This window comes from Fibrobacter sp. UBA4297, from assembly GCF_002394865.1.
Lineage (GTDB): Bacteria > Fibrobacterota > Fibrobacteria > Fibrobacterales > Fibrobacteraceae > Fibrobacter.
Map to the genome: position 1 here is coordinate 1 of NZ_DGUZ01000025.1, position 21,382 is coordinate 21,382.

A 21,382-nucleotide genomic window follows, 5' to 3' on the forward strand; every position below is an offset into this window, starting at 1 on the left:
CTAAGAAGGCTAAGAAAATCAAGGCTAAGAAGGGCAAGGTCGCCAAGGCTGCTCCGGCAGTCGAAAAGGTCCCGGTCATGGAAAAGGTCCAGGCTGAACGCATCGATACCGTCATGGTCGATCAGCCGGTCATGAAGACTGATCCGAAGCTTGCTTCTGCAGTTTCTCAGTTCTTTAGCTACATCGGCAAGGTGTTCCATGGTGATCTCGGTCTCTCTTACCAGAACAACGAACCGGTGACGAACGTTATCAAGAAGTCCCTCCCGTGGACTCTCGCTATCCAGGCTCCGACGATTCTTCTCGGCTGGATTGTGGGTAACCTTCTTGGTGCCTTCGCTGCTTACAAGCGCGGCATTTTTGACAAGGTATTCTTCCCGTGCGCCATGTTCTTAAACGGTGTGCCGTTCTTCGTGTTCGGTATGCTCTTGGTGGCCCTCTTCTCCATCACGCTCGGCTGGTTCCCGGCTATGGGCGCTTACAGCCCGGACATTCCGGAACTCACGTTCAGCTGGGCTTGCATCAAGAGCGTCAGCTGGTACTACGTGCTCCCGTTCTTCTCTGTGTTCCCGATTCTTCTTTCTGGTCAGGCAACGGGTATGCGTTCCATGTCCATTTACGAACTCGGTACAGACTACATGAAGTATGCTAAGTGGCTTGGCCTGCGCGAAGGCAAGATTATTAGCTATGTGTTCCGCAACGCTATGCTCCCGCAGCTCACTGGTCTTGCCCAGAGCCTCGGTGCCATGGTGGGTGGCGCTCTCATTACCGAAATGATCTTCTCTTATCCGGGTCTCGGTATGGCAATGCTCAATGCCATTCAGAAGAACGACTACGCAACGATTCAGGGTTGCACCTTGATGATTTCGACTTGCGTTCTCGTTGCAAACTTTGCAGTTGACGTTTTGATCGCAGTCTTTGACCCGCGTGTCAAGGCCGGTCTCCAGATGGGAGGTAAGTAATCATGGGTAAGCTTTTAAGAAACCTTCTCAAGTCCCCGATGTTCGTGATTGGCGTGTCCATCTTCGTGCTCACGCTCCTCATCGCCATCTTTGGACCTCTTTTCTACAACGTAGACACTCACGCTCGTGACATCGTCGCTGGCCCGTATGCAGGTTCTAGCTCTGCTCACTGGCTTGGCACGGACCACCTTGGCCGTGACTACGTGTCCCTCTTGATTGCAGGCCTTCGCAGCTCCCTTTATGTGGGCTTCGTTGCTGGTATCATTGCAACGACGATTGGTGTGCTTATCGGTTTGTTCGGCGGTTTCCGCGGTGGCTGGATTGATGAAGTATTGAACATGCTCACCAACATCTTCATCGTTATCCCGCAGTTCGTGATTCTCGTTCTTATCAGCTCCGCTGTTAAGGATGGCCGTTCCCTCACCTTGATTGGTCTCATCATCGGTCTTACCGCTTGGAGCTGGTCTGCCCGTGCCGTTCGTGCTCAGGCTTCTTCTCTCCGTAGCCGCGACCACATCGCCCTTGCCCGCCTCAACGGTGCATCGACGCTCACGATTGTGATCAAGCATGTGCTTCCGTACTTGCTCTCGTACGTGTTCATGGTGTTCATCATGCAGGTGTCTTCCGGTATTCTTTCCGAAGCTTCCATCTCCATGATCGGTCTTGGCCCTGTCGATTCCACCAGCCTCGGTATCATCTTGAACCAGGCTAAGGATAACGGTGCTCTCTCCGACTCCATCTGGATTGCATTCATCCCGGCAACGATCGTCGTTACCCTCACGGTGTTTGCTCTCTACCTGATCAACACTTCCATGGAAGGCGTCTTCAACCCGCGCCTGCGCAAGTAAGAGGAAAAAAATGTCTGAAAATGTTTTTGAAGTTGACCACTTGGGTCTTTATTACCTCGGCCGTTTTGGAGACAAGACTCACGCTGTTACAGACGTGTCCTTCTCCATGAAGCAGGGGGAAATTCTCGGTATCGCCGGTGAATCGGGTTGCGGTAAGTCCACGCTCGTTTCTGGCCTTATGGGTATGTGCATTCCGCCGCTTTACCCGGAAACGGGTGACGTTCGCGTGAAGAACGGCGACAAGATGGAATCCCTCATGAACCGCAGCGTCGAAGATGTTCGTGCGAATGTCCTCGCTCAGCAGGTTTCCATGATTCCGCAGGGCGCATTCAACGCTCTGAACCCGGTCCGCAAGATTAAGGATATCGCAGCAGACGTGCTCAAGGCTCACTTGAAGCCGGGCGAGAAGCTCGATTCCAAGCAGATCTACGATCGCGTTTACGCCCACTTCGACCGTATCGGCATGGATACGAAGCGCGTGCTCAATTCCTTCCCGATCAACCTCACTGCAGGTGAACGCCAGCGTTGCGTGATTGCAATTTCCACGATTCTTCTCCCGAAGATGGTGATTGCTGACGAACCGACTTCTGCTTTGGACGTCTCCACGCAGAAGGAAGTGATCAAGATGATTTTCGACTTGCTCGACAAGGGCATCTTCCAGTCGATGATCTTCATTACCCACGAACTTCCGCTCCTCTACCACGTGGCCGATAACATCGCTATCATGTACGCAGGCGAAATCGTGGAAAAGGGTACTGCAGAACAGGTCGTCAAGGATCCGCGTCATCCGTATACGCAGGCCTTGATGGGCGCTATGCTCAGTACCGAGGCCAGCCAGCGTGGCCGTCATCCGGTGGCTATCGAAGGTGCTCCTCCTAGCCTCAAGAACAAGATTGTGGGCTGCCGCTTCGCTCCGCGTTGCAGCAAGGCATGCCCGGACTGCAAGAAGAATACCCAGAATCTCCGCATTGTCGGCGATCGTGACGTGAGGTGCGATTATGCAAAGTGATAAGCCCATTGTTTTTTCTGCCAAGCGCATCAGCAAGGATTTCGGTGCCGGCAAGAGCTTGAAGACTGCTGTTAAGGATGTTTCCTTTGACATCTATGACGAAGAATTCATCTCCATCGTGGGTGGTTCTGGTTGCGGTAAGTCCGTGCTTGCTAAGATTATGCTCGGCCTTTACCAGCCGACTCGCGGTCAGTTCCTCTATCGCGACAAGCCAATCAAGAACCTGAAAGACCACTGGAACGAAGTACAGTCCGTTTTCCAGGATCCGTTTGGTTGCTTCAACCAGTTCTTCACAATCAGAAGCCAGCTCGAAGACGCTCTCAACATCTTGAAGGATAAGCCCTCCAAGGAAGAAGTCCGTCGCCGCGTTGACGAAGGTCTCAAGGCTGTGAACGTCGCTCCGGCAGATATCGAAGGCAAGTACCCGTTCGAACTCTCCGGTGGTCAGATGCAGCGTATGCTTCTCGCTCGTATCTTCGCGCTCCGTCCGAAGGTTTTGATTGCTGACGAAGCTACCTCCATGGTGGACGCCTGCGTGCGTGCAAACATCCTCGATTACCTCCGCAAGTTGAAAGACGAACTGAAGATGACCGTGGTGTTCGTGACCCACGATATCGGCCTTGCAAACTACGTTTCTGACCGTATCTTCATCATGCACGACGGTAAGATTGTGAACCAGGGTACTCCTGCTGAAGTGCTCGACAACACAAACGAACCGCATACGCTCCGCTTGCTCGATGATATCCCGGAAGTCCACAAGACTGAATGGATCAAGAACAGCCATCGCAGCAAAAAGTAATTGGCGCGTGTCATCCTGAGCGAAGAGGCGTCGCCTCGTAGTCGAAGGATCTAGTGCAATTTGAAAAGCCGCAGCAACCGCTGCGGTTTTTCTTTTATATAAAAAGCCTAACGTTTTTTACGTCAGGCTTTCCTGTGAATTTGCAATATCTGTTTAGTCTACGACACAGCGGATTGCCCCGTAATCGACGTCATTGCGAGCCGGACCGGGATAATATTCATCGATTCCATTACCGGACCAGCGGTAATAATGGTAGTGGTCAAAGTCAGAACCGATGTTTCGGGTTAGTCTGTTGATGTTGATCCATGTTTGACTCTTGGAGTCGTAAGCGCCATTTTCGAGCATTCCAAGACCGCTTGCGTTGTTCAGCTTTTTGAAGTCGTCGTAGAAATCATCGTTTTCGAAGTAGGCGGTATAAGCCGTGAACAGCTCATTGAACTTGTATTTTTCCCACAGCAATCTGTATTCCGTTGAAAGTGGCAGATGCGTTCCCTTGGGGCACAGACCCTGCTTTTTGTTGAAGTCGATGGTGTCTCCGTTCAGGGCTTGTACTACCGTGTACATTCTTCCGTAAATGTCGCAGTATTTTTCGTCATTGGCGGGGCAGACAGAGCCTTCGCTGGCGTAGTTCAGGTTTTCTGCAAACCAGACGACTCCATCGATATCGATGGTCTTGTAGTATTGCCCGTCTCTTTCGTCCTGGATTGTTCCATACGTTTTTTCTGGATTGAGCAGGAACCACGAATATTTAAAGACTTTTCCGCTTGATTTTTCGTAGAGCGTATTGTCCTTGCATTCGTACTTTGTGCCGTCGTAAGAGCGGCCGCGGCAGAAATCGTAGGCAATGTCGCCTTGGCAGAACTGCTTTGTGTTGTCAATCGTTTTTCCGCCGCAATCTTCGATATTGCTCAGGCAGCGGATCGAAAGCTTGGTGCCTGGTTCTGCATTAGAAAAGCAGGCGAGCTTTGAAGGGTCGTTTACTTTGCTGTTGCAGAAATATCCCGAGTTGTTTGTTTTCTTGTTAGATGACGGGTGGGGATTGAGTTTTAGAAAGTCTCCCGTTTTGTAATCTCTAGAATTTCTTGTGGAACTCCAAAAGTTTTCGTCAGTGCCCGTGCCGTCTCCGGTAAGGACTGGCTTTGCGTTAAAGCCGTAGTCGTCTGTTCCATTCCAGTTTCCCTGTTCGTCGTTAGGCCAGCCGGTTGTGCTTTTTAGCTTTTGTGCGGCGACTTCGGCACCGCCTGCAAAATTGACAAGTGCTTCAAGTTCTTTAAGCGAGGGAAGGTGGAACCCTTCCGGGCATACGTCTTGTGCGTTTTCGAAGGTGTAAAGGCTGGAATCGCCGTAGCTCAAGTTCTCGGCCATCCATGTCTGGGGTCCGATTTTGGCGAGCTTGTATGTTTTGCCATCGCGGGCGTCCGTAAATGAACCGCTAGGCGCCTTGATGCTTTCGCTCGAAGAGGATTCTGGAATTTGGGACGAGGAAGATTCTGTGGCGCTGCTAGATTGCGGCAGGGAATCGCTTGATGAAGATTCTGAAACTTGCTTTTGTGATGATGAGGATTTTGGGGAGTTACTTTTTTCCGAAGAAGATTCGGAATCCTTTGTTTTCCCTGTTTCAGAGGAAGAAGAATCTTCCGGGTTTTCGATTTCATCAGAGCTAGATGAAATATTGGCAAAAAGTTCATCGTTTGCAGATGAAGAATCTGTACAAGCTGTAAATGTTAGGGATAATAGCGCAGAGGCTGTTAGGCAAGCGGCGGCCTTTGTAAAATTATTCATAATTTATCTCCTTTGGTGAGATAAAGTAGAAATTTTTAGTTTGTTAGACCATGATGAGTTAGAATTTTGGCGTTGATGCCGTCTTTTGGCGAAGTCGAAGATTTTTGCAATTAAAAATATATATTACTTCTATGACAACATTTTTTTCACGTTTTTCTTTTGGATGGAGCTTTACGTTGGCGACCCTGTCGCTTGCGTTTTTGCCGTCGTCGGTTTTTGCAGCGGGTCTTGTGAAGCAAAATATTGATACGACCGATGCCATGCGTACACTCGCTAATTACGATCGCGGATTCTACACGCCGCAGGTGTTGCATATAAAGCCATCGGGCTCTAAGCCGATTGAAAAGCCGTACAGTAAGCTTTTGCACTTGCGTGCCGAAATTTCGGAATTCAGCAGTCGAGCTTGGCTCGGGATTGATACGACTGGCGGCAAGAAGGATACGACTTGGGGAAAGAGCCAAGATTTGACCGAAGATGCTCTGAACGTATTGCAGACGACGTTTGACAATATCCGCGCGAACAAGGGCTTTGTGATTGTGCGTATCTGTTATGACCCGTGGTACAATGGTCGCAGCAATGTGACTCCGGAGCACAAGTGGGTATTACGCCATGTGGAACAGCTCGCTCCAGTGCTTTCGAAAAATACCGATGTGATTGTCGCGCTTGAAATGGGTATGCACGGCGCCTATGGCGAAATGCATTCCGACACGAGCATTACTTATGACCGCGTTGCCGAAGCGACGAACCTGATGCTACGCAATACGCCTCCCGAGCTCAAAATTTTAACGCGAACGGGCAACTATTCAGCGAAGGTACTCGGCTTTGATAACTGGGGCGTGGATTTTAATATTGAAGGTGAAAAGTTCGCAGAAATTGCAAAGGCCAAGGGCGACACCATGTATCGCGTCGGGATGTTCAACGACGGCTACTTGGGAACGCAATATGATTACGGCACGTGGGGCGCGGACTGCAAAACGTCCATTTGCCGTGAAGAAGGTGTTGCCTGGCTCGAAAAGTACGGCATCAACACGCCATACGGCGGCGAAGCGCTTACAACGGCGAATGGCTACCAGGTCATCAATACGCCGGAATTCCTCGCGTACGAGGGCTTCCGCACGCACACGAGCTATTTGAATATCCAGTGGAACAACAACCTGATTAATAGCTGGAAAAAGACGCTGTTCAAGCAGAAAGACTTCGATTATGATCCGGCGCGAGTCGATTCGCTGACGGGCTTCAAGTATATCAATGACCACTTGGGCTACCGCTTTGTGCTGCGAGAATCGTGGTTAAGCGATACGGTGGGGGCTGACCATATGCTCCATGCGAAATTCCGCGTGCAGAATGTGGGCTTTGGCAACCTCACTTGGAAGGCTCCGGTAAAACTTGCCATTTTGGAAGACCTGGAAGGTAGCGATTTGGATATGTGCCTTGACATGGATTATGTGGACTTGCCCGATGTTGATTTTAGAGATGTCCATAGCCGCACCATCTCGGTCGCAGGCGGTGATACTGTGATGACGTTTGACGGAAACAACGAAATTGAAGTTGCGGCCAAGTTGAATCTGTCTGGCAAGGGGCGTTTTATGGTGTTTCTGAAGGTTGGCGACATTGAGTTTGCCAATGATTGGTCGGGAGGAAAGGGTACTTGTGGCCTAGAACAGCCTGCCGCTTATTTAGGCAAGTTCTATTTTGATGAGAATGTTCAGTCCATTGCGCCGCGCATTCGTCGTAGCTCTGTGCAAAAGTCCCAAATGCCTTACGTTCTGCGTACACGCAATAACGTGATTATCCGCGATGGCGACCGCTCTTACAAGCCGAACGGCACGAAACAGTAGTAACATGGTTCTTCGCAAAACAGCATTGTCATGCCCGCTGGAGCCTGTACTGCCTGCACTGAGTTTAATCGAAGTGCAGCGAAGTCGAAGTAAGCGGGCATCTCCTTTTCAAAATCTTTGCATAAAAAAACTCCAGCCATTGGCTGGAGTTTTTCACATTGTTTATGCGGGCGTGCCCACTATTATCTACAGCTTACTTGTTCACCCAGCGGATGGAAGCCTTGCTGCTGCCCTGGCGGACAACGAGCGTGTAGGAGCCGTTTGCAATGCCCTTGAGGTCGATAGCGTGGCTGCCCTTGCCATAGACATCGGAAATCTGCTTTACGCTTGCACCGAGGGCGTCATAGATGTCCACCTTTACGAGGCCTGTGTTCTTGGTCGTGAACTGGAGCGTAGAGCCGTTCATGCGTGCCTTGAGGCTGTTTGTAATCTTGGCGGACGGTCTGATAGCAGATGTGCCGTTGATGAAGTTGTAGTATTCATCCTTGTTGACGGCCTGAGTGCTGTCTCCGATGATGAACAGGACAGTCTTGTTCAGTTCATTGTAGTTTGCGGTTTCTGGAGCCTTAGCTGTCACGGAAATGATAGCCGGGGCGGTGCCTGCACCGAAGCCTTCACCTGCCTGGACCATGTAAATTGTCGTCGGCTGTCCGTTGAAGGTGTAGGTGACCGGAGCCTTGTCCGTGAGGGTCGTGGTCGGGAGTCCCGTGGGAGAGGTAGAACCCGGAGCGACCTTCTGGTTTACAAACTTGTTAGAGATACGGGCTTCGCCCTTCCTGTATTCGATTTCGAACGTGTCCTGCATGGCGCGGAAACCGGTGATGGCCGGTGCCGAGGCGACGATTCTGCCCTTGCCGTAGCTCTTGAAGTGTAACATCCAGACCTGCTGATTCTTCTGGGTGTTGGAGCAGTTGTTGTTCGTGCACTTGGACTTGCTTACGCTGACGACTGTCGGATCGAGGGCTGTGAGCGTGAATTTGGAACCTTCGTTCGTCTTGTCTTCCATCGTGAGGAGGTAGTCGTTGGAGCCGTCGCCGTCAAAGTCGATAGATCTGCCGGTCTTGACATCGCTCTTGCAAGTGTTGGCGTATGTGCAGTAGAGGCCCTTTTCGAGGTTCGTTATGGTCTGGCCTGCGACCTGCTTGACTGTTACAACAGACTGGGAACCGTCATTGCCTGTCAAGATGGCGAAACCGTAGTCGTTGATGACGAGGTCACTGCCGGAAACAGAAACGACCTTTTCGTTGCTAGAGGTGTAGGTACAGCCGGACTTGAGAGCGCCAGAAATCTTGCCGTCGGTCTGCTTTGCAGTGGTCGCCTTGAAGGAGCAGCTACCACTCTTGCCCTTGGTGATGGAGTCCGCCCAGCTGCGTGCGTTCTTAGTGAGGTAGCTCTTGATGATATTGCCCGAAGTTGTAAGCGTTGCTGCGTCGAGTGCTGCTGCCGTGGTGAGGGACTTGTCGCCTGCGAAGATTGCGGACTTTTCGCTCTTCTGGTCGACATCGGAAGTCTGCTGGCGGAAGCTCCAGTTGCAGTTCGGGATGTTGTTCTGGTCCATGAACTGTGTCCATTCGTTTGTGGCACTGGAATTCGGTTCGCCATCGCCATCTGCGTTCGTGGTGCCCCATTCACTAATGAATACCGGGTAGCCTGCGTTGAGCGCGCTGGTAATATTGCCGCTAAAGCTACCTTTGGGGTGTGTTGCTGCGTAGAAGTGCAATACGTAAGCGATGTTCGTGGACTGAATTGGGTCTCTTGCGCCCTGTTCCGGGTGCTGTGACCAGTTCGGCGTACCGACGATAATCAGGTTTTGCGTGTTGAGACGGATGGTCGAGACAATCTGGTTTGCGTAATTTTTGATGGCACCCCAGTCTCCGCCGCTGCCGTTGACCGGTTCGTTGTAAATTTCGTAGATGATGTTCGGGACATCCTTGTACTTTTTGGAGATGGTCTCGAAGAATGTCTTTGCCATGGACGTTTCGAGGTGGGCTCTGTGGCTGTGCCAGTCAATCACGATATAAATGTCGTTTTCGATAGCCGCTTCGACCATCTTGTCGATTGTTGAAAGTTGGCCTTCCGGGGACTTTGCGTAAGAGGACTGGTCGTCGAGCTTGTTCTTTGTGCCGCCATTGCTGTCGTAATATTCAACGCCCATGGCGTAGCGGAACACGTCAATCTTGAAGTTGTCTGCAGCCCATGAAATGACTGTCGGGTTATAGTAAGAGGCGCCAGTGGCGTCGGACCAGAAAAGGCTTACGCCGCGGAGCATTGCCTGCTGGTTGTTTTTTTCGCCGATAATCTTGCTGCCGCTGGTGTGGAGGGCGCCGTAGTAAGATACCGGACCTACCTTCTTGGGGGTTGCTGTTGCCGCACTGGCAAATGCGGATACTGCCGCGCCTGCCAAAATGCCTGTCAGTAGCTTTGTCAATTTCATGAGTGTTTTCCTTTTGTTTTGACAAAAATTATCTAAATAAATCGAAGATAGTAAACAATTTAGGCTAACTTTTTGTTTACTATTGAACACAAAGCGATTCGCTTTGCGCCTCTTGTACACCTTTACCCCGTTTTTTTGTCATTCCCGAAGGAGCCGAGCTTGCTCAAAAGCCAGTGCTTCGCCGGGCATGGCAAAGTATATTTATATATAATGTAGCATTCTATGCACAGGAATCAAGTATTTATATCGTAATAAAAAAATTGCGTTGAATACTCGTGTGACGAAGGACACGTAAGAAATTTGTTATAAATCATGAGTGTACTTTGGCGACGCGCAAAGTGCTATATTACAAGAGAAGGGGCGGTTTGCTATCAATAATGTAAATTTTTTTTTCAAACGCTTGCAGGTATAGCATTTTTGAGGAAAATAAAATATATTATTGCCCAAATCACCCATTTTGGGTAAAACAGTTAAAAAGAGAGAGAATTATGAATAAGAAACTCACAATTGCATCGGCACTTCTCGCTGCCTCTGCTGCATTTGCTTTCGAAACCTGGAATGGCGATGCCTATCAGGTTGACACGGGCCTTGATAATGGTTCTGAAACTTCCGGTTACTGGTTCAGCTACGGCGACGACGGTGACGGTGGTGAATCCAAGGTTGTTTGGCCGGTTCCGCTCGGCAACGACTACTCTGAAACTGCAATGGACCCGGTTATTGACCACTGCGTTGGTGTCTGCGGTACTGCTTCCCTCGTTAAGGGCAAGTTGACCTATAACCCGTTCGTCGGTATCGGCTTCAACGTTGTTGGTGAAGCTGTTGGCGGTGGCGATCCGGAAGCCGGTGACGCTTCTTCTTGGGGTGGCGTTTGCATTACCTATACGTCTGCTGCTGCTCCGACTCTCGAACTCGGCCTCGGCGACGTTGACGCAACCATCGGTTATGCAAACCCGGCTGCTTCTCTCGCTAAGTCTACCGCTGGTGCAACCAAGACCATTCCTTGGACTGGCTTTGCTCAGCCGTCTTGGTACAAGGGTGCTACGAAGATGGACGGTGCAACTGCTGCTAGCCAGCTCGTTGCTCTCAAGTTCAAGATCCAGGCTGCTGCTGGTAACTATGACTTCAACATCTGCTCTATCGGTCCTGCTACTGGTGGTACTTGCAAGGCTACCTGCGGTATTGATGTCAAGTCTGTTCGCGGTGCTTCCGCTGTCAAGGCTAACCTCTCTGGCCGTACCCTCAGCTTCTCTGGTATCAAGTCCGTTGCTACCGCTGAAGTCTTGAACCTCCAGGGTCAGGTTGTTGCTAAGGGCGACGCTTCCTCCTCCATGAACCTCGCTGCTCTCGATGCAGGTGTCTACATGGTTCGCGTTGCTGGCAAGTCCGTCAACTTCACCAACAAGATTGTTCTGAAGTAATTTCGGATTCCTAAGAATCTTTAGAGAAGGGTCGCGCAAGCGGCCCTTTTCTATATGTAGAATTCGTTCGTGTTTGTGCTCACAAGTAAACTTGATTTTTTCTTTCAAGTTTTCCTTAATAGCTATATTTATATATATTACTTTGGCATTTACCAGCCCCGTTTGGGGAGACTTATTGAGAGGCTTTTTATGGTTTACAAGAAAATTCTGTTGCCTATTTTGATTGGCTCAGCTTTTTTCCTGGGCGCCTGTGGCGATGATGCTGCTACGGCCCCGGCTAATCCGACTCCGAGCTCTGCGTTTGTTCCGCTTCCGGTGTTGAGCTCATCTTCTGTTTATATTCCGCTGCCGACAAGTTCGGCTCCGACACCGGCAAGCTCTGCTACTCCAACGCCAACTCCGACGCCTACTCCGGGAACATACGCTTCGCTTGCCGCTACGGCGAACCCTGCTTTCGCGGCAAATATTTACACGTTATGGAAGAGCTTCCATTTCGTGACCGAAGAACAGGAAATGTCTACATATCCGGAACTTGCTGCAGAATTCAATGTTGTGTTCCCGATAGCATATATGCCGGCAGGACGTGTTATTTGGTCTAGCCAGACGGGCTATTACAAGCCGTATTGCTCAGCGACGACGGCTGTCTCGAATATGAAGACCCGTGCATGTACCGTGTCCGAAGGTATCGGCTATGGCATGCTCCTTGCTTACTTCAATAATGATGACGATACTTTTGCTCGCCTGTGGAATTACACCAGGGCCTATAGGGAATATTCCAATAGAAAGCTCATGCCGTGGATTACGCAGTCCTTCCACTGGACCGAAGTCGATAATTCGAGCGCAACGGATGCCGATGAAGATATAGCGACTGCTCTTATCCTCATGTATTTCAAGTCGGGCAATGCCCTGTACTTGCAGGATGCGTTGACTTTCATGAATGCAATTTGGGACTTGGAAGTCAATCCTGCTAACTTGCTCATATACTCTGGCGACGAAGATGTCTGGAAGCTCCCGACGCCAGTCTATAACTTGAGCTATTTCTCTCCGGTGGCACTTAGGCTCTTTGCGATGGTGGACCCGAATCCGGCTCATAACTGGAAGGGTGTGCTTGATGCCATGTATGCCTATACGCAGAAGGTTCAGTCGTTGGGTACAGGCGTGTTCCCGGACTGGAGCGATGATGCTGGCATGGCGGCCAAGCCGTCGAACGGTTCTGCCAACAACACCTACTGGACGTTCAATAAGGAATCCGTGCGTATTCCGTGGCGCCTCGCTTGGGATTACTACTGGTATCAGGATACGCGCGCTGCTGCAATCTTGAACCAGCTGAACAGCTTTATCACGACAAAGGCTCCGAGCGGTCCGGATGACAAGGCTCTCGCCATTAACTATTCCTGGAATTTGTCTGTTGGTAAGGACTATACCAATAATACGGCTGTTCCGAGCCAGTGGTATGCTGCATGGTGCGCTACGGGCATTGCTGGTAACGCAACGTGGCTTGCTACTTGCACGAACGGCATGAATACTACGAGAATGCCTTCGAATACCAACGCAAGCTACTTCTCGGATATCTTGCTCACGATGTATTCTGCCTTGCTGAACGGCTTGTTCGTTCGCCCGGCCGGAATCTAGTAGTGAATGAGGCTTGAGCCTCGGAAAATGTAAGGCGAACAGTCGCGACTCCCGGAACCTTCCGGGAGTTTTTTGTTGTTCTGGGCAAGTCCCTTTATTATCGTCTTTTTTTGTATATTCATTACGTATGAAAGAAAAAAACGTGAATTCTAAGACTGCAAATGTCAAGTCAAAAAAATCGAAGGCGAAGGCGGCAGAAAGCGCTGCCGTAAAGAATGGTGGTTCGGCTGAAAATGCCGCTTTGGTTAAGGAGAGTGCTGCGGACTCGGCGGGCGTTTTGGATGCAGGTTCTGATTCCGATGGCGTGAATGCTCTCGATAGTGCTGTGGGAAGTTTGAGTGCTGCCGGTTCTGTAGACGGAGATTCCGCGGGAATGCCTGCACTCCCGACGGCAGAACAGCTGGGGATTACGATTACTGCCGGGAATGTTGGAAGTGCTGGTGACGCGGGGAATGCCACAAACGCGCCGCTTTCGGCGACTGTGGGCGATACGATTAATTTCCCTGTGACGGTCTCGTGGAGCGTGAACGGGAGCGCAATTCTCGTGGTGCCGACAAGTTCAGCAAATGCAAAGGGCATTTTGCAGTTGGGCGTGTCGCAGGAATCGAGCCGCTCGGTAAAGGACGGCAAAGAAATGGCGCAGATTACGTTCAACTACAAGCTCGTCATGCAGGATACGGGCAACCTGAACATCCCCGCGATGCGCTTTGAAATTCCGACGCCGATGGGACAGTCGCTGGACTTGCGTAGCGAGAGCGTACCTATACGAGTCGATGCGCCGTTCAATGCGCTGCCGTTTATTGCAGGCGGTGCGGTGGGCGTTTGTGTGCTTTTGGCGGCGTTGTGGCGTATGCGCAAGCGTGCTAATGCGCGAGCTGCGGTTGCCGCGAAGAATGCGTTTGAAAATGCTCTGCGCGAGAAAATGGTCGTCTTGAAGCAGCGCGTGATGGTGGCCGATAGCCGCGAATGGCTCTTGGAGCTTGAAAGCATTTGCAAGGAATATGCATTGCAGCGGTTCGGCGCGAGCGCTTGCGGAATTGCCGGAAGTGCCGGTGCATCGGGAGTTGCTGCGGAAAAGTCCGCGGGAAAGCCTGCTGAGGGAATTCCCGGCGGAGCTGTGTCTGCCGTGGGAAAGCCCGCCGCCTCCGCCGTGAATTTGGATGCACTCGTGGCGGAAGGTAAACTCGATGGCTGGAAGTCCCTGCTCGAAGAATTTGCCCATGCCCGCTATGGCGGCGGAAAGCGCGACAGCTTCGAGAATAAGGAAACCTGGAAACTTGCCATGACGCTCATGGGCATCAAGGAAGAAGATTAGGGTTTAGACGACAAATGCGTAAGGCGAGTGAAGCGTGACTGCTTGCAGGACCATTTCCGAGCCTAGCATTTGGTACTTGTACAAAGAACGGCTCTCTGAGCCTACAGACGAGAGAGGCGGCTTTGCCGCAGTGGTTAGGTACGTGTCATCCTGGAGGGCAAAGCCCGATAGGATTCATAGTGTTGTCTATTGTCATTCCCGGTAGAGACTGATTTATCAGAAATATTTTAACTTTATAAAATGATTCGAAATTTCCGGTTGGTTGCTTTTTGCGTTATCGCCTCGCTTCTACTTTTAGCGGGGTGTTCCAGCCATCCGCCTTCTGCTGCGCAATTTATGAATGTGAAAAAGAAAGAGGGTGAATTTAATAATTCTTTTATTGTTGGTGCATCTCTTCGAAGAGGAGATATTTATAAAGGTACTTCTCATATTTATGAAGATTACGATGATAAAGAAGATATTGTAAATACAGATTTATCTCTTTTACTTAGATATAGCCATTTTGTAGCTGGGGGTTCGTTTGAAAATATGTCTTTCAGGTTCATTATGGGATTTCGAAGTCAGTATATTGGATTGCAAGGATGGGGCAGTGTTGAAACTACTTCACTTGATCTTCATAGAAATAATGCTATTCCATTTTTTGGTGGTTTGATGTTGATCGAAGAATATCCTATAGGTGAAGTATTTAGAGTGGGATTCAGTGAACATTTTTCTCGCAATGTGTATAAGGTGAATTCTCATGAAGAAGGAATAGGTTTTTATTCTTCGAGCCATTATAATGAATTTGGTTTTGGAACATACTTGACATACAAAAACTTCTCTATTGAATTTCGTTACGGTCGCGAAATTGGCGAACCGCGAAATCGATTTTATTTTATGATGCACTACGCCGTTTTTAACTGATTGTAGCTATAATTTAGACGTATGATTATTGATAAGGAAAAAGCGAAACACCGTGCGGCGGGGCTTGACCTCTTTCGCGTTGTAGCTGCTGTGATGGTATTGATGTTCCATTGCAATATCCATCACGAAAGCAGTTTTGGACCATTGACGGGATTCGTCTCGATGGGTGCCGTGTTCATGACGGCGTTCTTTATGCTTTCGGGTTATGTGCTGTTCTTGACGTACAAGGATAAATCGCTTGTGCTGGCTCCGGCGCTCAAAAACTTTTATCTGAAACGCGTTTTCGGAATTTTTCCTTTGTACTTGGTCGTGGCGGTGTTGTACGTTGTGACCTTGGGAAAGGAATCGGTGTTCCAGAATCTAGTGCTTTTGCCGATTGAACTGCTTGGATTGCAAAGTGTGTTTTCGACGCTGTTCCCGGTGAGCCATAATGGCGGGACTTGGTTTATTTCTTGCCTGCTGTTTGCGTATTTGGCGTTCCCGCTGATGCAAGAAGTCGTAAAGCAGATGACGACTCGCGCGAAGTGGATATCACTTGCACTTTGCACGGCGATTTTGTTCTGGTCTCCGCTTGTCGTGCATACATTCAAGACGGACTCGATTTATTCGAACCCGTTTTTCCGTGGGCTGGAATTTTTCATTGGCGTGCTTTTGTGCTCGATGCCAATCCGCGATGGCATTGCGAAAATCCTTGCGACTTGGAAATCTTTGCTTGTTGAAGTTTTGCTTTTGTTGGCGGGCGTTTCAATTGCCGTGCGATTGAATATTTTCGTGGGCAATTACATGCTTTACGACTGGATTGTGATTCCGCTGTTTGCTTGCATGATTTTGACGCTGGCAAGCCTCAAGTCTCCTCGGCTGCATAATTCTGCGGTGCTTCGTTATGCGAGTGCGGCAAGCTATGCGTTTTTCTTGGCGCAGACTTTCAATACTGAAATTGAGAACTGGCTGTTTGCTGCGTGCGATATCCAAAATAACGTATTGCAGATTGTAATGTCGGTCGCGTTGTGCGCGGTTATGGCAATTGCGTTACATGAACTTGTAGAAAAGCCCTGTGCGAAGGTGCTGAAAAAGAAATTGTAAAGTTATGCTTGTTTTTACCAAAAACAGGCGTATAAAATGGTAATGATTACCATAATACACAATGCTCCGTAATTGAAGTACTTGTCTGTACGGAACGCAGCTAGATCGATGCCCATAGATTTGATGTCCTCGACTTTGTCTTTTGCGTTTGATCTCAGGTAAATCGAAGATACGAGAAGCATGGTTGCAAAGAAGAATATCGCCTCGAATCCATAATTGCGGCAGTATTCAGAGAACATGGATGCGCAGCCTGTTATGTAGCAGGTCAAAGATGCTGCAAGGAGAATTTTGCTCCATTTCATTTGTGCCCTTATTTGAGATTCTGTCTGAGGAGCGGCTGCTCGGGTGTTTTTGTCGGTGAGCGAAATGCTGATGAACAGAACCGCTAAGCACATAAATACGTAACCCATACGCAACAGGAATGGCACCTCGGGCAAGGTGAACTTGAATATAGTCGACAACATGAACGTGGCGATAGCCGTCACCACAGCGGCACGCCCCGAAGCGCGTTTCCACAAAAGTCCCAGGCTGAAAATGACTACGATTCCAGGGTAAACAAATCCACAGTATTCTTGTATCACTAAAAATGCCTGGTCGGCGCCACCTACAATCGGGTACACCGCTACCAAGGCTGCAATCATTGCGCAAACTGCTGTTAGACGGCCAACGTGAACAAGTTTTTTTTCGCTTGCGTTCTTGTTGATGTATTGCCTGTAAATGTCCATTGTAAAGATGGTGGATGTCGAGTTTATCATGGAGGCAAGCGAGGAAATGACGGCCGCAGAAAGTGCAGCGAAAGAAAGTCCCTTAATGATGATGGGAGTGAAGTTTCGAATCAGGAACGGATATGCGTCATCGGAACGCGTAATGGATCCTACGAGAGTTGCACGGAGAGCTTCGCATTCGGGAGCGTTCATGACGTAATAGGCGCAAACGCCTGGGATACATACGATGAACGGGATAAGAATTTTCAGAAACGCCGCAAAAACCAGGCCTTTCTTGGCTTCGGAAATGGATTTGGCGGCAAGTCCCTTTTGGATAATGAACTGGTTGAAACCCCAGTAACCAAGGTTTGTGAGCCAGAGTCCCCCTACAATCACGACAATGCCCGGAATGTCGAAATAGGGGTCGTTTAAAATAGAAGGGAAGGCTTCGGGATTGCGCGATACGACAAGGTTAAAGTGCCTGTCTGCGGCGTCTTGGGCAAGGTAATCCTTGATATGCCCAAGCGCAGAAAGTGCTCCGTCAACACCCGGAATGGTTTCGGCGATAATCGAAAGCACCGCGAAGGTGGTAATAAGACCTCCGCCAATGAGGAAAACAACTTGTATGACATCAGTCCATGCTACAGATGTGAGGCCTCCATAAATAGAGTAGATGGCCGCAATCAAAAACAAGAAAAATATGATTCCAAGTAGTGTGTAGTCTACGCTCATTCCAAGGATAGAACCTTCGAGGGAGGGAAGCCCTAATATTTGCTTGGTCGCCAATGCGCCAAGCCACGAAACGGAGGTCATCTGGATAAATATGTAGAGAAACAGCCAGAAAATGGAGAAAGCGAGGCCAGTGCCCTTGTTGTAGCGGTTTCTCAAGAATTGCGGAATGGTAAAAACTTTGTCTTGGATCATGAGTGGCAAAATGAACTTGGCCAATACCACCAGTGTTACGGCAGCCATCAACTCGTAAGCGGCCATTGCGATTCCAGACTTGTATGCAGTACCTGACATGCCGATAAAATGCTCGGCAGAGATGTTTGCTGCAATGAGAGATGCGCCCACGGCCCACCAGGTAAGCGATCCGCCCGCCAAGAAGTAGTCTTTGGAAGTCTCCTTTTTACCGCGCGAAAGTAAAATGCCCATGATAACAAGGATGACGATATAGAGTGCGAAAACTCCATAATCCCAGCATGTAAACCCATTGTTGGCAAGTGCTCCCCAGATGCTTTGTTTTTCCATATTATTACCGTTATTTTCTCTTTCTTAAAAAGAAATCTAATAAAAAAAAACGGCAAAGAGGATTGCCGTGCATTTTTTTGCAAAAAAGCCTTGATCGCTAGTGGATATCCATTTTTGAGAAAAGATTCAATACGGCGACGCCTGAAATAATCAGGACGAGCCCGATAATGGCGCCCAAATCCGGCATCTGCTTGAAAAAGAAAATGCCGCTTATTGTAATTAGGGCGATGCCCAGTGCCGACCAGGTGGCGTACGCGATGCCGATGGGGATGGTGCGCAGGCATAGACTCAGCAGGTAAAGCGAGGCGACATAGCAGATGAGCGAGGCTAAGGAAGGAACAAGTTTGGTGAATTGTTCCGACATCTTGAGGAGCGTGGTGCCGGCGGCTTCTGCAAAAATGGCGAGGATAAGGAATACGTAGTTGAACATAGGAGTAATATACAAATTAAATTTTTATATTGTGAAAAAAATGAGAGGAATCCATGCCGAGTTCAGAGAAGTATCGTGACCACGTTTTGGAGCAGTTCAATGGGAAGCTGCTTGAAGGAGGTTTCCGTGTGACGACCCGCAAGATGATGGGCGAGTACATCCTTTACGCTGATGGAAAAATTTTTGGTGGAATTTACGATGATCGCTTGCTCGTGAAGCCTGTGGCCGCTGCAAAAGCGATGCTCCCAAATGCAAAATTGCAGTTGCCTTACGATGGTGCAAAGCCGATGTTACGTGTCGCTGCTGAACAGATTGCAAACAACGGCTTGCTTGTGCGCTTGCTCGACGCCATGCTCCCGGAATTGCCCGCTGTGAAAAAGAAAAAGTAATATCATTTTCCCGGCGCCGGGAATATGATCGGTTCAACTTTGTTTGTGTTCTGTCATTTTCGAAATTACACTTGTCAAGCCCAACGTGAAGGGGCTCCTTCCTTTTAAAAAAAACGTTGCTTATTTTGTCATGCCCCACTTGATGGGGCATCTCCTTCTTGTATGAAACGTCTGATGGATAGCTGAAATTTGCCGATGGACGACGTTGAATTTTTTTAAATGAAAGCTATTTTATACGTGATGAATCGGTTGACTTACTTAATTGTTTTGGTTGTTGCGACATTGCTTACGGGATGTAATACAATGCTTGTTCATCCACCTTCTGCTTCGGCGTTTATGGAAAATGATAGAGATGGCTTTGTGCGCGATGCTTCAATTTCTGCTACAGTAGGGGGTGTGGCTTATGATTTTATTCCTAAAAAGTATGTGAAAAGAGAAGTAAATGAAGAATACAGCTATAGAGAAGAGGAATCTCCTGTAGAAGTTGCTGTTTCGTTTCAGCGACGCTATGGATATTTTAAATACGGTTTTGGATTTGATTTATTATCACCTTATATACAGGTGGGGTTTGTTTCGGATTATTTTGGCGTGATGGGTTGGAGCAATCTTTGCTTGTGGCAATTTGAAAAAGTAGAACACAAGTATTTTCAGTGGGCTGGCGGTGTGTCTGTTATTGAACAGTTGCCGATAGGGAATGGCGTTCGCATTGGTTTGACGCAACATTTATCAAGAAATGGTCGTGAAAATATAGCTCATGGTATATATGACATGGGCTTCAGCATTCCTACACCCACGCCTATATTCTACGATGAAATTGGTGGAGGAGCATATGTTTCATTTGGTGTTGGAACAGGAACAAATGTTGGTATTGAATTTCGGCTCGGAAGAGATCTGACGTATTATCGTTTTGATGAAAAAGAAATTGACGGTAACATTATAAGCGATTTCAACCGGTATACGTTTATGATTGATTTTCAAGGGTGGTAGTTTTTTTGTTGGGTTATGTAAAATTTTTATGTACCCCTTGCCAACTTTTTAATATATAGATACATTAATGACTGCGCATCTCGCTATACAAAGGCGAGGTGCGTTTTTGCTTTAATCATAATTTGATTTTGCAGAAACGCCTCTAATCATAAACTTGCCGCAAAAACGGCATCGTATAATACGATTACATGGAGGCTATAATGAAGTCCGAAGAGATCAAGACTCTGTTCGAAAAGTTCCAAGCTATTGCTTGCGAATACCAAGGGGTGGAATGTTGGAGTGCTCGTGATTTGAGTACGTTACTTGGATATACTAAATGGGAGCGTTTTAGTAATGCTATTGAAAAGGCGAAGGAAGCCTGTAAAAATGCAGGCGAAATTGTAGATGATCATTTTCCCGGCGCCGGGAAAATGATCCATCTTGCAAAGGGGGCGGTGCGTGAAGTTGATGACTATATGCTTACTCGCTACGCTTGTTATCTGATTGCTCAGAATGGTGATTCTCGCAAGCCGGAAATATCTTTTGCGCAGAATTATTTTGCCGTGCAGACTCGTGTGGCGGAAATTGTTGAAGACCGTATTCTTGAATTGGAGCGTGTGCAGGCGAGGGAAAAGCTTGCGCATACCGAAAAGGTCCTCTCGGGAGTATTGTTTGAACGAGGTGTAGATAGCAAGGGCTTTGCCGTTATCCGTTCCAAGGGCGATCAGGCGTTGTTCAACATTGATACGAATCTCTTGAAGCGTAAGTATAATGTCCCTGCGAGTCGCCCGCTGGCAGATTTTTTGCCTACGGTAAGTATCAAGGCTAAGGATCTTGCTGCGGAAATGACTTCTGTCAAAACTCAAACAAAAAATCTTTTTGGACAAAAGAAAATTGAGAAGGAACATGTGGATAACAATCGCGCTGTCCGCAAAATGCTTCTTGATCGTGGTATTGTTCCCGAAAATTTGCCTGCAAGTGAAGATGTTAAGAAGGTGGCGCGTCGTTTGAAAGCGACTGACGCGTCTCTTTTGAAATTTCAAAAAAAGAAAAAGTAATATCATTTTCCCGGTGTTGGGAAAATGATGTTTTTCAGATTGGGCAAACACTGCTTGCCCAATTTGGTAAACGCCGTTTGCCAAATTCGTTTCTCCAAAGGGCGTTTTGTCATGCCCTTCTCAAATGTCGTTCCGGCTGGAACCTGTGCTGAGCGTAGTCGAAGTATGCGGAATCGCCTTCTTGTTTAAATCGCCTGATGGGTGGTTGAAATTTGCCGATGGATTACGTTGAAACTTTTTGAATTAAAGCTATTTTATACGTGATGAATCGGTTGGCTTGTTTACTTGTTTTGATTGTGGTGGCGATGCTTGCGGGGTGCTCGAACCATCCGCCTTCTGCGGCGCAGTTCATGAATGCGAGGAATGGAATTAATTTCGTTGCTGGCGGAGCGGTAAGAGTTGGGGATTTGGATAACAGGAAAATTCCTGGGCGGGACGATGAATCGGTATCATATGAAGAAGGGTATTGGAATACGGATTTAGCGCTGTCTTTTGCCTTTCCATATGCGGTAGTGGCGCTGGATTTAGAAGATTATACTTACAGAACCATTATGGGTGGCCGAT

At 48.6% G+C, this 21,382-nt stretch carries 17 protein-coding genes and 1 pseudogene; 14 read left to right on the forward strand and 4 right to left on the reverse strand.

Features of this window, described 5'->3' with window-relative positions; genetic code table 11:
• From B3A20_RS15330 to B3A20_RS15345, 4 genes are all read left to right on the forward strand, one after another.
• The coding region (locus B3A20_RS15330; RefSeq protein ID WP_290766681.1) for an ABC transporter permease at positions 1-959 on the forward strand (959 nt) is incomplete at its 5' end.
• Positions 960-961: 2 nt separating this feature from the next.
• Positions 962-1,807: an ABC transporter permease gene (locus B3A20_RS15335; protein ID WP_290766684.1), complete on the forward strand. Its 846-nt coding sequence runs from the start codon at positions 962-964 to the stop codon at positions 1,805-1,807.
• 10 nt (positions 1,808-1,817) lie between these two features.
• Entirely contained in the window at positions 1,818-2,816 is a 999-nt protein-coding gene (locus tag B3A20_RS15340; RefSeq protein ID WP_173563457.1) for an ABC transporter ATP-binding protein, read from the forward strand.
• On the forward strand, positions 2,806-3,615 hold the full coding sequence (locus B3A20_RS15345) for an ABC transporter ATP-binding protein (RefSeq protein WP_014545945.1): 810 nt from the start codon (positions 2,806-2,808) through the stop codon (positions 3,613-3,615). The genes B3A20_RS15340 and B3A20_RS15345 overlap by 11 nt, the downstream gene beginning before the upstream one ends.
• 153 nt (positions 3,616-3,768) lie before the next feature.
• Here B3A20_RS15345 and B3A20_RS15350 read toward each other — a convergent pair whose 3' ends face one another.
• A complete protein-coding gene (locus tag B3A20_RS15350; protein WP_290766689.1) occupies positions 3,769-5,397 on the reverse strand; it encodes an FISUMP domain-containing protein in 1,629 nt (542 codons plus the stop codon).
• A 176-nt stretch (positions 5,398-5,573) separates the two neighbouring features.
• On the opposite strand from B3A20_RS15350, the gene B3A20_RS15355 reads away from it, so the two are divergent.
• On the forward strand, positions 5,574-7,235 hold the full coding sequence (locus tag B3A20_RS15355; protein WP_290766703.1) for a DUF4832 domain-containing protein: 1,662 nt from the start codon (positions 5,574-5,576) through the stop codon (positions 7,233-7,235).
• Between the two features lie 193 nt (positions 7,236-7,428).
• Here the strand turns inward: B3A20_RS15355 and B3A20_RS15360 are convergent, their stop codons facing one another.
• Positions 7,429-9,669: a cellulase family glycosylhydrolase gene (locus B3A20_RS15360; protein ID WP_290766705.1), complete on the reverse strand. Its 2,241-nt coding sequence runs from the start codon at positions 9,667-9,669 to the stop codon at positions 7,429-7,431.
• 488 nt (positions 9,670-10,157) lie between these two features.
• Here B3A20_RS15360 and B3A20_RS15365 point away from each other — a divergent pair, with 488 nt between their 5' ends.
• The 5 genes from B3A20_RS15365 (at position 10,158) to B3A20_RS15385 (ending at position 16,020) form a co-directional block, all read left to right on the forward strand.
• Positions 10,158-11,087: a T9SS type A sorting domain-containing protein gene (locus B3A20_RS15365; RefSeq protein ID WP_290766707.1), complete on the forward strand. Its 930-nt coding sequence runs from the start codon at positions 10,158-10,160 to the stop codon at positions 11,085-11,087.
• A 189-nt stretch (positions 11,088-11,276) separates the two neighbouring features.
• The gene (locus B3A20_RS15370) at positions 11,277-12,719 is read left to right on the forward strand and encodes a glycosyl hydrolase family 8 (protein ID WP_290766709.1); all 1,443 of its coding nucleotides are present in this window, start codon (positions 11,277-11,279) and stop codon (positions 12,717-12,719) included.
• A 127-nt stretch (positions 12,720-12,846) separates the two neighbouring features.
• A complete protein-coding gene (locus B3A20_RS15375; RefSeq protein WP_290766711.1) occupies positions 12,847-14,034 on the forward strand; it encodes a BatD family protein in 1,188 nt (395 codons plus the stop codon).
• Positions 14,035-14,274: 240 nt separating this feature from the next.
• Complete coding sequence (locus B3A20_RS15380; RefSeq protein WP_290766713.1) at positions 14,275-14,937, forward strand: hypothetical protein; 663 nt, start codon at positions 14,275-14,277, stop codon at positions 14,935-14,937.
• A gap of 21 nt (positions 14,938-14,958) precedes the next feature.
• Complete coding sequence (locus B3A20_RS15385) at positions 14,959-16,020, forward strand: acyltransferase family protein (RefSeq protein ID WP_290766715.1); 1,062 nt, start codon at positions 14,959-14,961, stop codon at positions 16,018-16,020.
• A 14-nt stretch (positions 16,021-16,034) separates the two neighbouring features.
• Here the strand turns inward: B3A20_RS15385 and B3A20_RS15390 are convergent, their stop codons facing one another.
• Both B3A20_RS15390 and B3A20_RS15395 read right to left on the reverse strand, forming a co-directional pair.
• On the reverse strand, positions 16,035-17,975 hold the full coding sequence (locus B3A20_RS15390) for a sodium:solute symporter family transporter (RefSeq protein WP_290766716.1): 1,941 nt from the start codon (positions 17,973-17,975) through the stop codon (positions 16,035-16,037).
• A gap of 97 nt (positions 17,976-18,072) precedes the next feature.
• Positions 18,073-18,405, reverse strand: a complete 333-nt coding sequence (locus B3A20_RS15395; protein WP_290766718.1) for a DMT family transporter — start codon at positions 18,403-18,405, stop codon at positions 18,073-18,075.
• 53 nt (positions 18,406-18,458) lie between these two features.
• Between B3A20_RS15395 and B3A20_RS15400 the strand changes: the two genes are divergently transcribed.
• The 4 genes and pseudogenes from B3A20_RS15400 to B3A20_RS15415 form a co-directional block, all read left to right on the forward strand.
• Positions 18,459-18,794 (forward strand): TfoX/Sxy family protein, encoded by a 336-nt coding sequence (locus tag B3A20_RS15400; protein WP_290766719.1) that lies wholly within the window; start codon positions 18,459-18,461, stop codon positions 18,792-18,794.
• A gap of 219 nt (positions 18,795-19,013) precedes the next feature.
• On the forward strand, positions 19,014-19,781 hold the full coding sequence (locus tag B3A20_RS15405; protein WP_290766720.1) for a hypothetical protein: 768 nt from the start codon (positions 19,014-19,016) through the stop codon (positions 19,779-19,781).
• Between the two features lie 200 nt (positions 19,782-19,981).
• Positions 19,982-20,818 carry a DNA damage-inducible protein D gene (gene dinD / locus B3A20_RS15410; RefSeq protein WP_290766722.1) on the forward strand — a complete coding sequence of 279 codons (837 nt, stop codon included), beginning with the start codon at positions 19,982-19,984 and terminating at the stop codon, positions 20,816-20,818.
• A gap of 263 nt (positions 20,819-21,081) precedes the next feature.
• A pseudogene (locus B3A20_RS15415) lies at positions 21,082-21,382 on the forward strand (hypothetical protein); the annotation flags it as partial.

Bases quoted from the DNA above. Each gene is read 5' to 3' on its own strand.
- B3A20_RS15335 (WP_290766684.1), top strand. From the start codon at position 962: ATGGGTAAGCTTTTAAGAAACCTTCTCAAGTCCCCGATGTTCGTGATT.
- B3A20_RS15340 (WP_173563457.1), top strand. From the start codon at position 1,818: ATGTCTGAAAATGTTTTTGAAGTTGACCACTTGGGTCTTTATTACCTC.
- B3A20_RS15345 (WP_014545945.1), top strand. From the start codon at position 2,806: ATGCAAAGTGATAAGCCCATTGTTTTTTCTGCCAAGCGCATCAGCAAG.
- B3A20_RS15350 (WP_290766689.1), bottom strand. From the start codon at position 5,397: ATGAATAATTTTACAAAGGCCGCCGCTTGCCTAACAGCCTCTGCGCTA.
- B3A20_RS15360 (WP_290766705.1), bottom strand. From the start codon at position 9,669: ATGAAATTGACAAAGCTACTGACAGGCATTTTGGCAGGCGCGGCAGTA.
- B3A20_RS15365 (WP_290766707.1), top strand. From the start codon at position 10,158: ATGAATAAGAAACTCACAATTGCATCGGCACTTCTCGCTGCCTCTGCT.
- B3A20_RS15370 (WP_290766709.1), top strand. From the start codon at position 11,277: ATGGTTTACAAGAAAATTCTGTTGCCTATTTTGATTGGCTCAGCTTTT.
- B3A20_RS15375 (WP_290766711.1), top strand. From the start codon at position 12,847: ATGAAAGAAAAAAACGTGAATTCTAAGACTGCAAATGTCAAGTCAAAA.
- B3A20_RS15380 (WP_290766713.1), top strand. From the start codon at position 14,275: ATGATTCGAAATTTCCGGTTGGTTGCTTTTTGCGTTATCGCCTCGCTT.
- B3A20_RS15385 (WP_290766715.1), top strand. From the start codon at position 14,959: ATGATTATTGATAAGGAAAAAGCGAAACACCGTGCGGCGGGGCTTGAC.
- B3A20_RS15390 (WP_290766716.1), bottom strand. From the start codon at position 17,975: ATGGAAAAACAAAGCATCTGGGGAGCACTTGCCAACAATGGGTTTACA.
- B3A20_RS15395 (WP_290766718.1), bottom strand. From the start codon at position 18,405: ATGTTCAACTACGTATTCCTTATCCTCGCCATTTTTGCAGAAGCCGCC.
- B3A20_RS15400 (WP_290766719.1), top strand. From the start codon at position 18,459: ATGCCGAGTTCAGAGAAGTATCGTGACCACGTTTTGGAGCAGTTCAAT.
- B3A20_RS15405 (WP_290766720.1), top strand. From the start codon at position 19,014: ATGAAAGCTATTTTATACGTGATGAATCGGTTGACTTACTTAATTGTT.
- dinD (WP_290766722.1), top strand. From the start codon at position 19,982: ATGAAGTCCGAAGAGATCAAGACTCTGTTCGAAAAGTTCCAAGCTATT.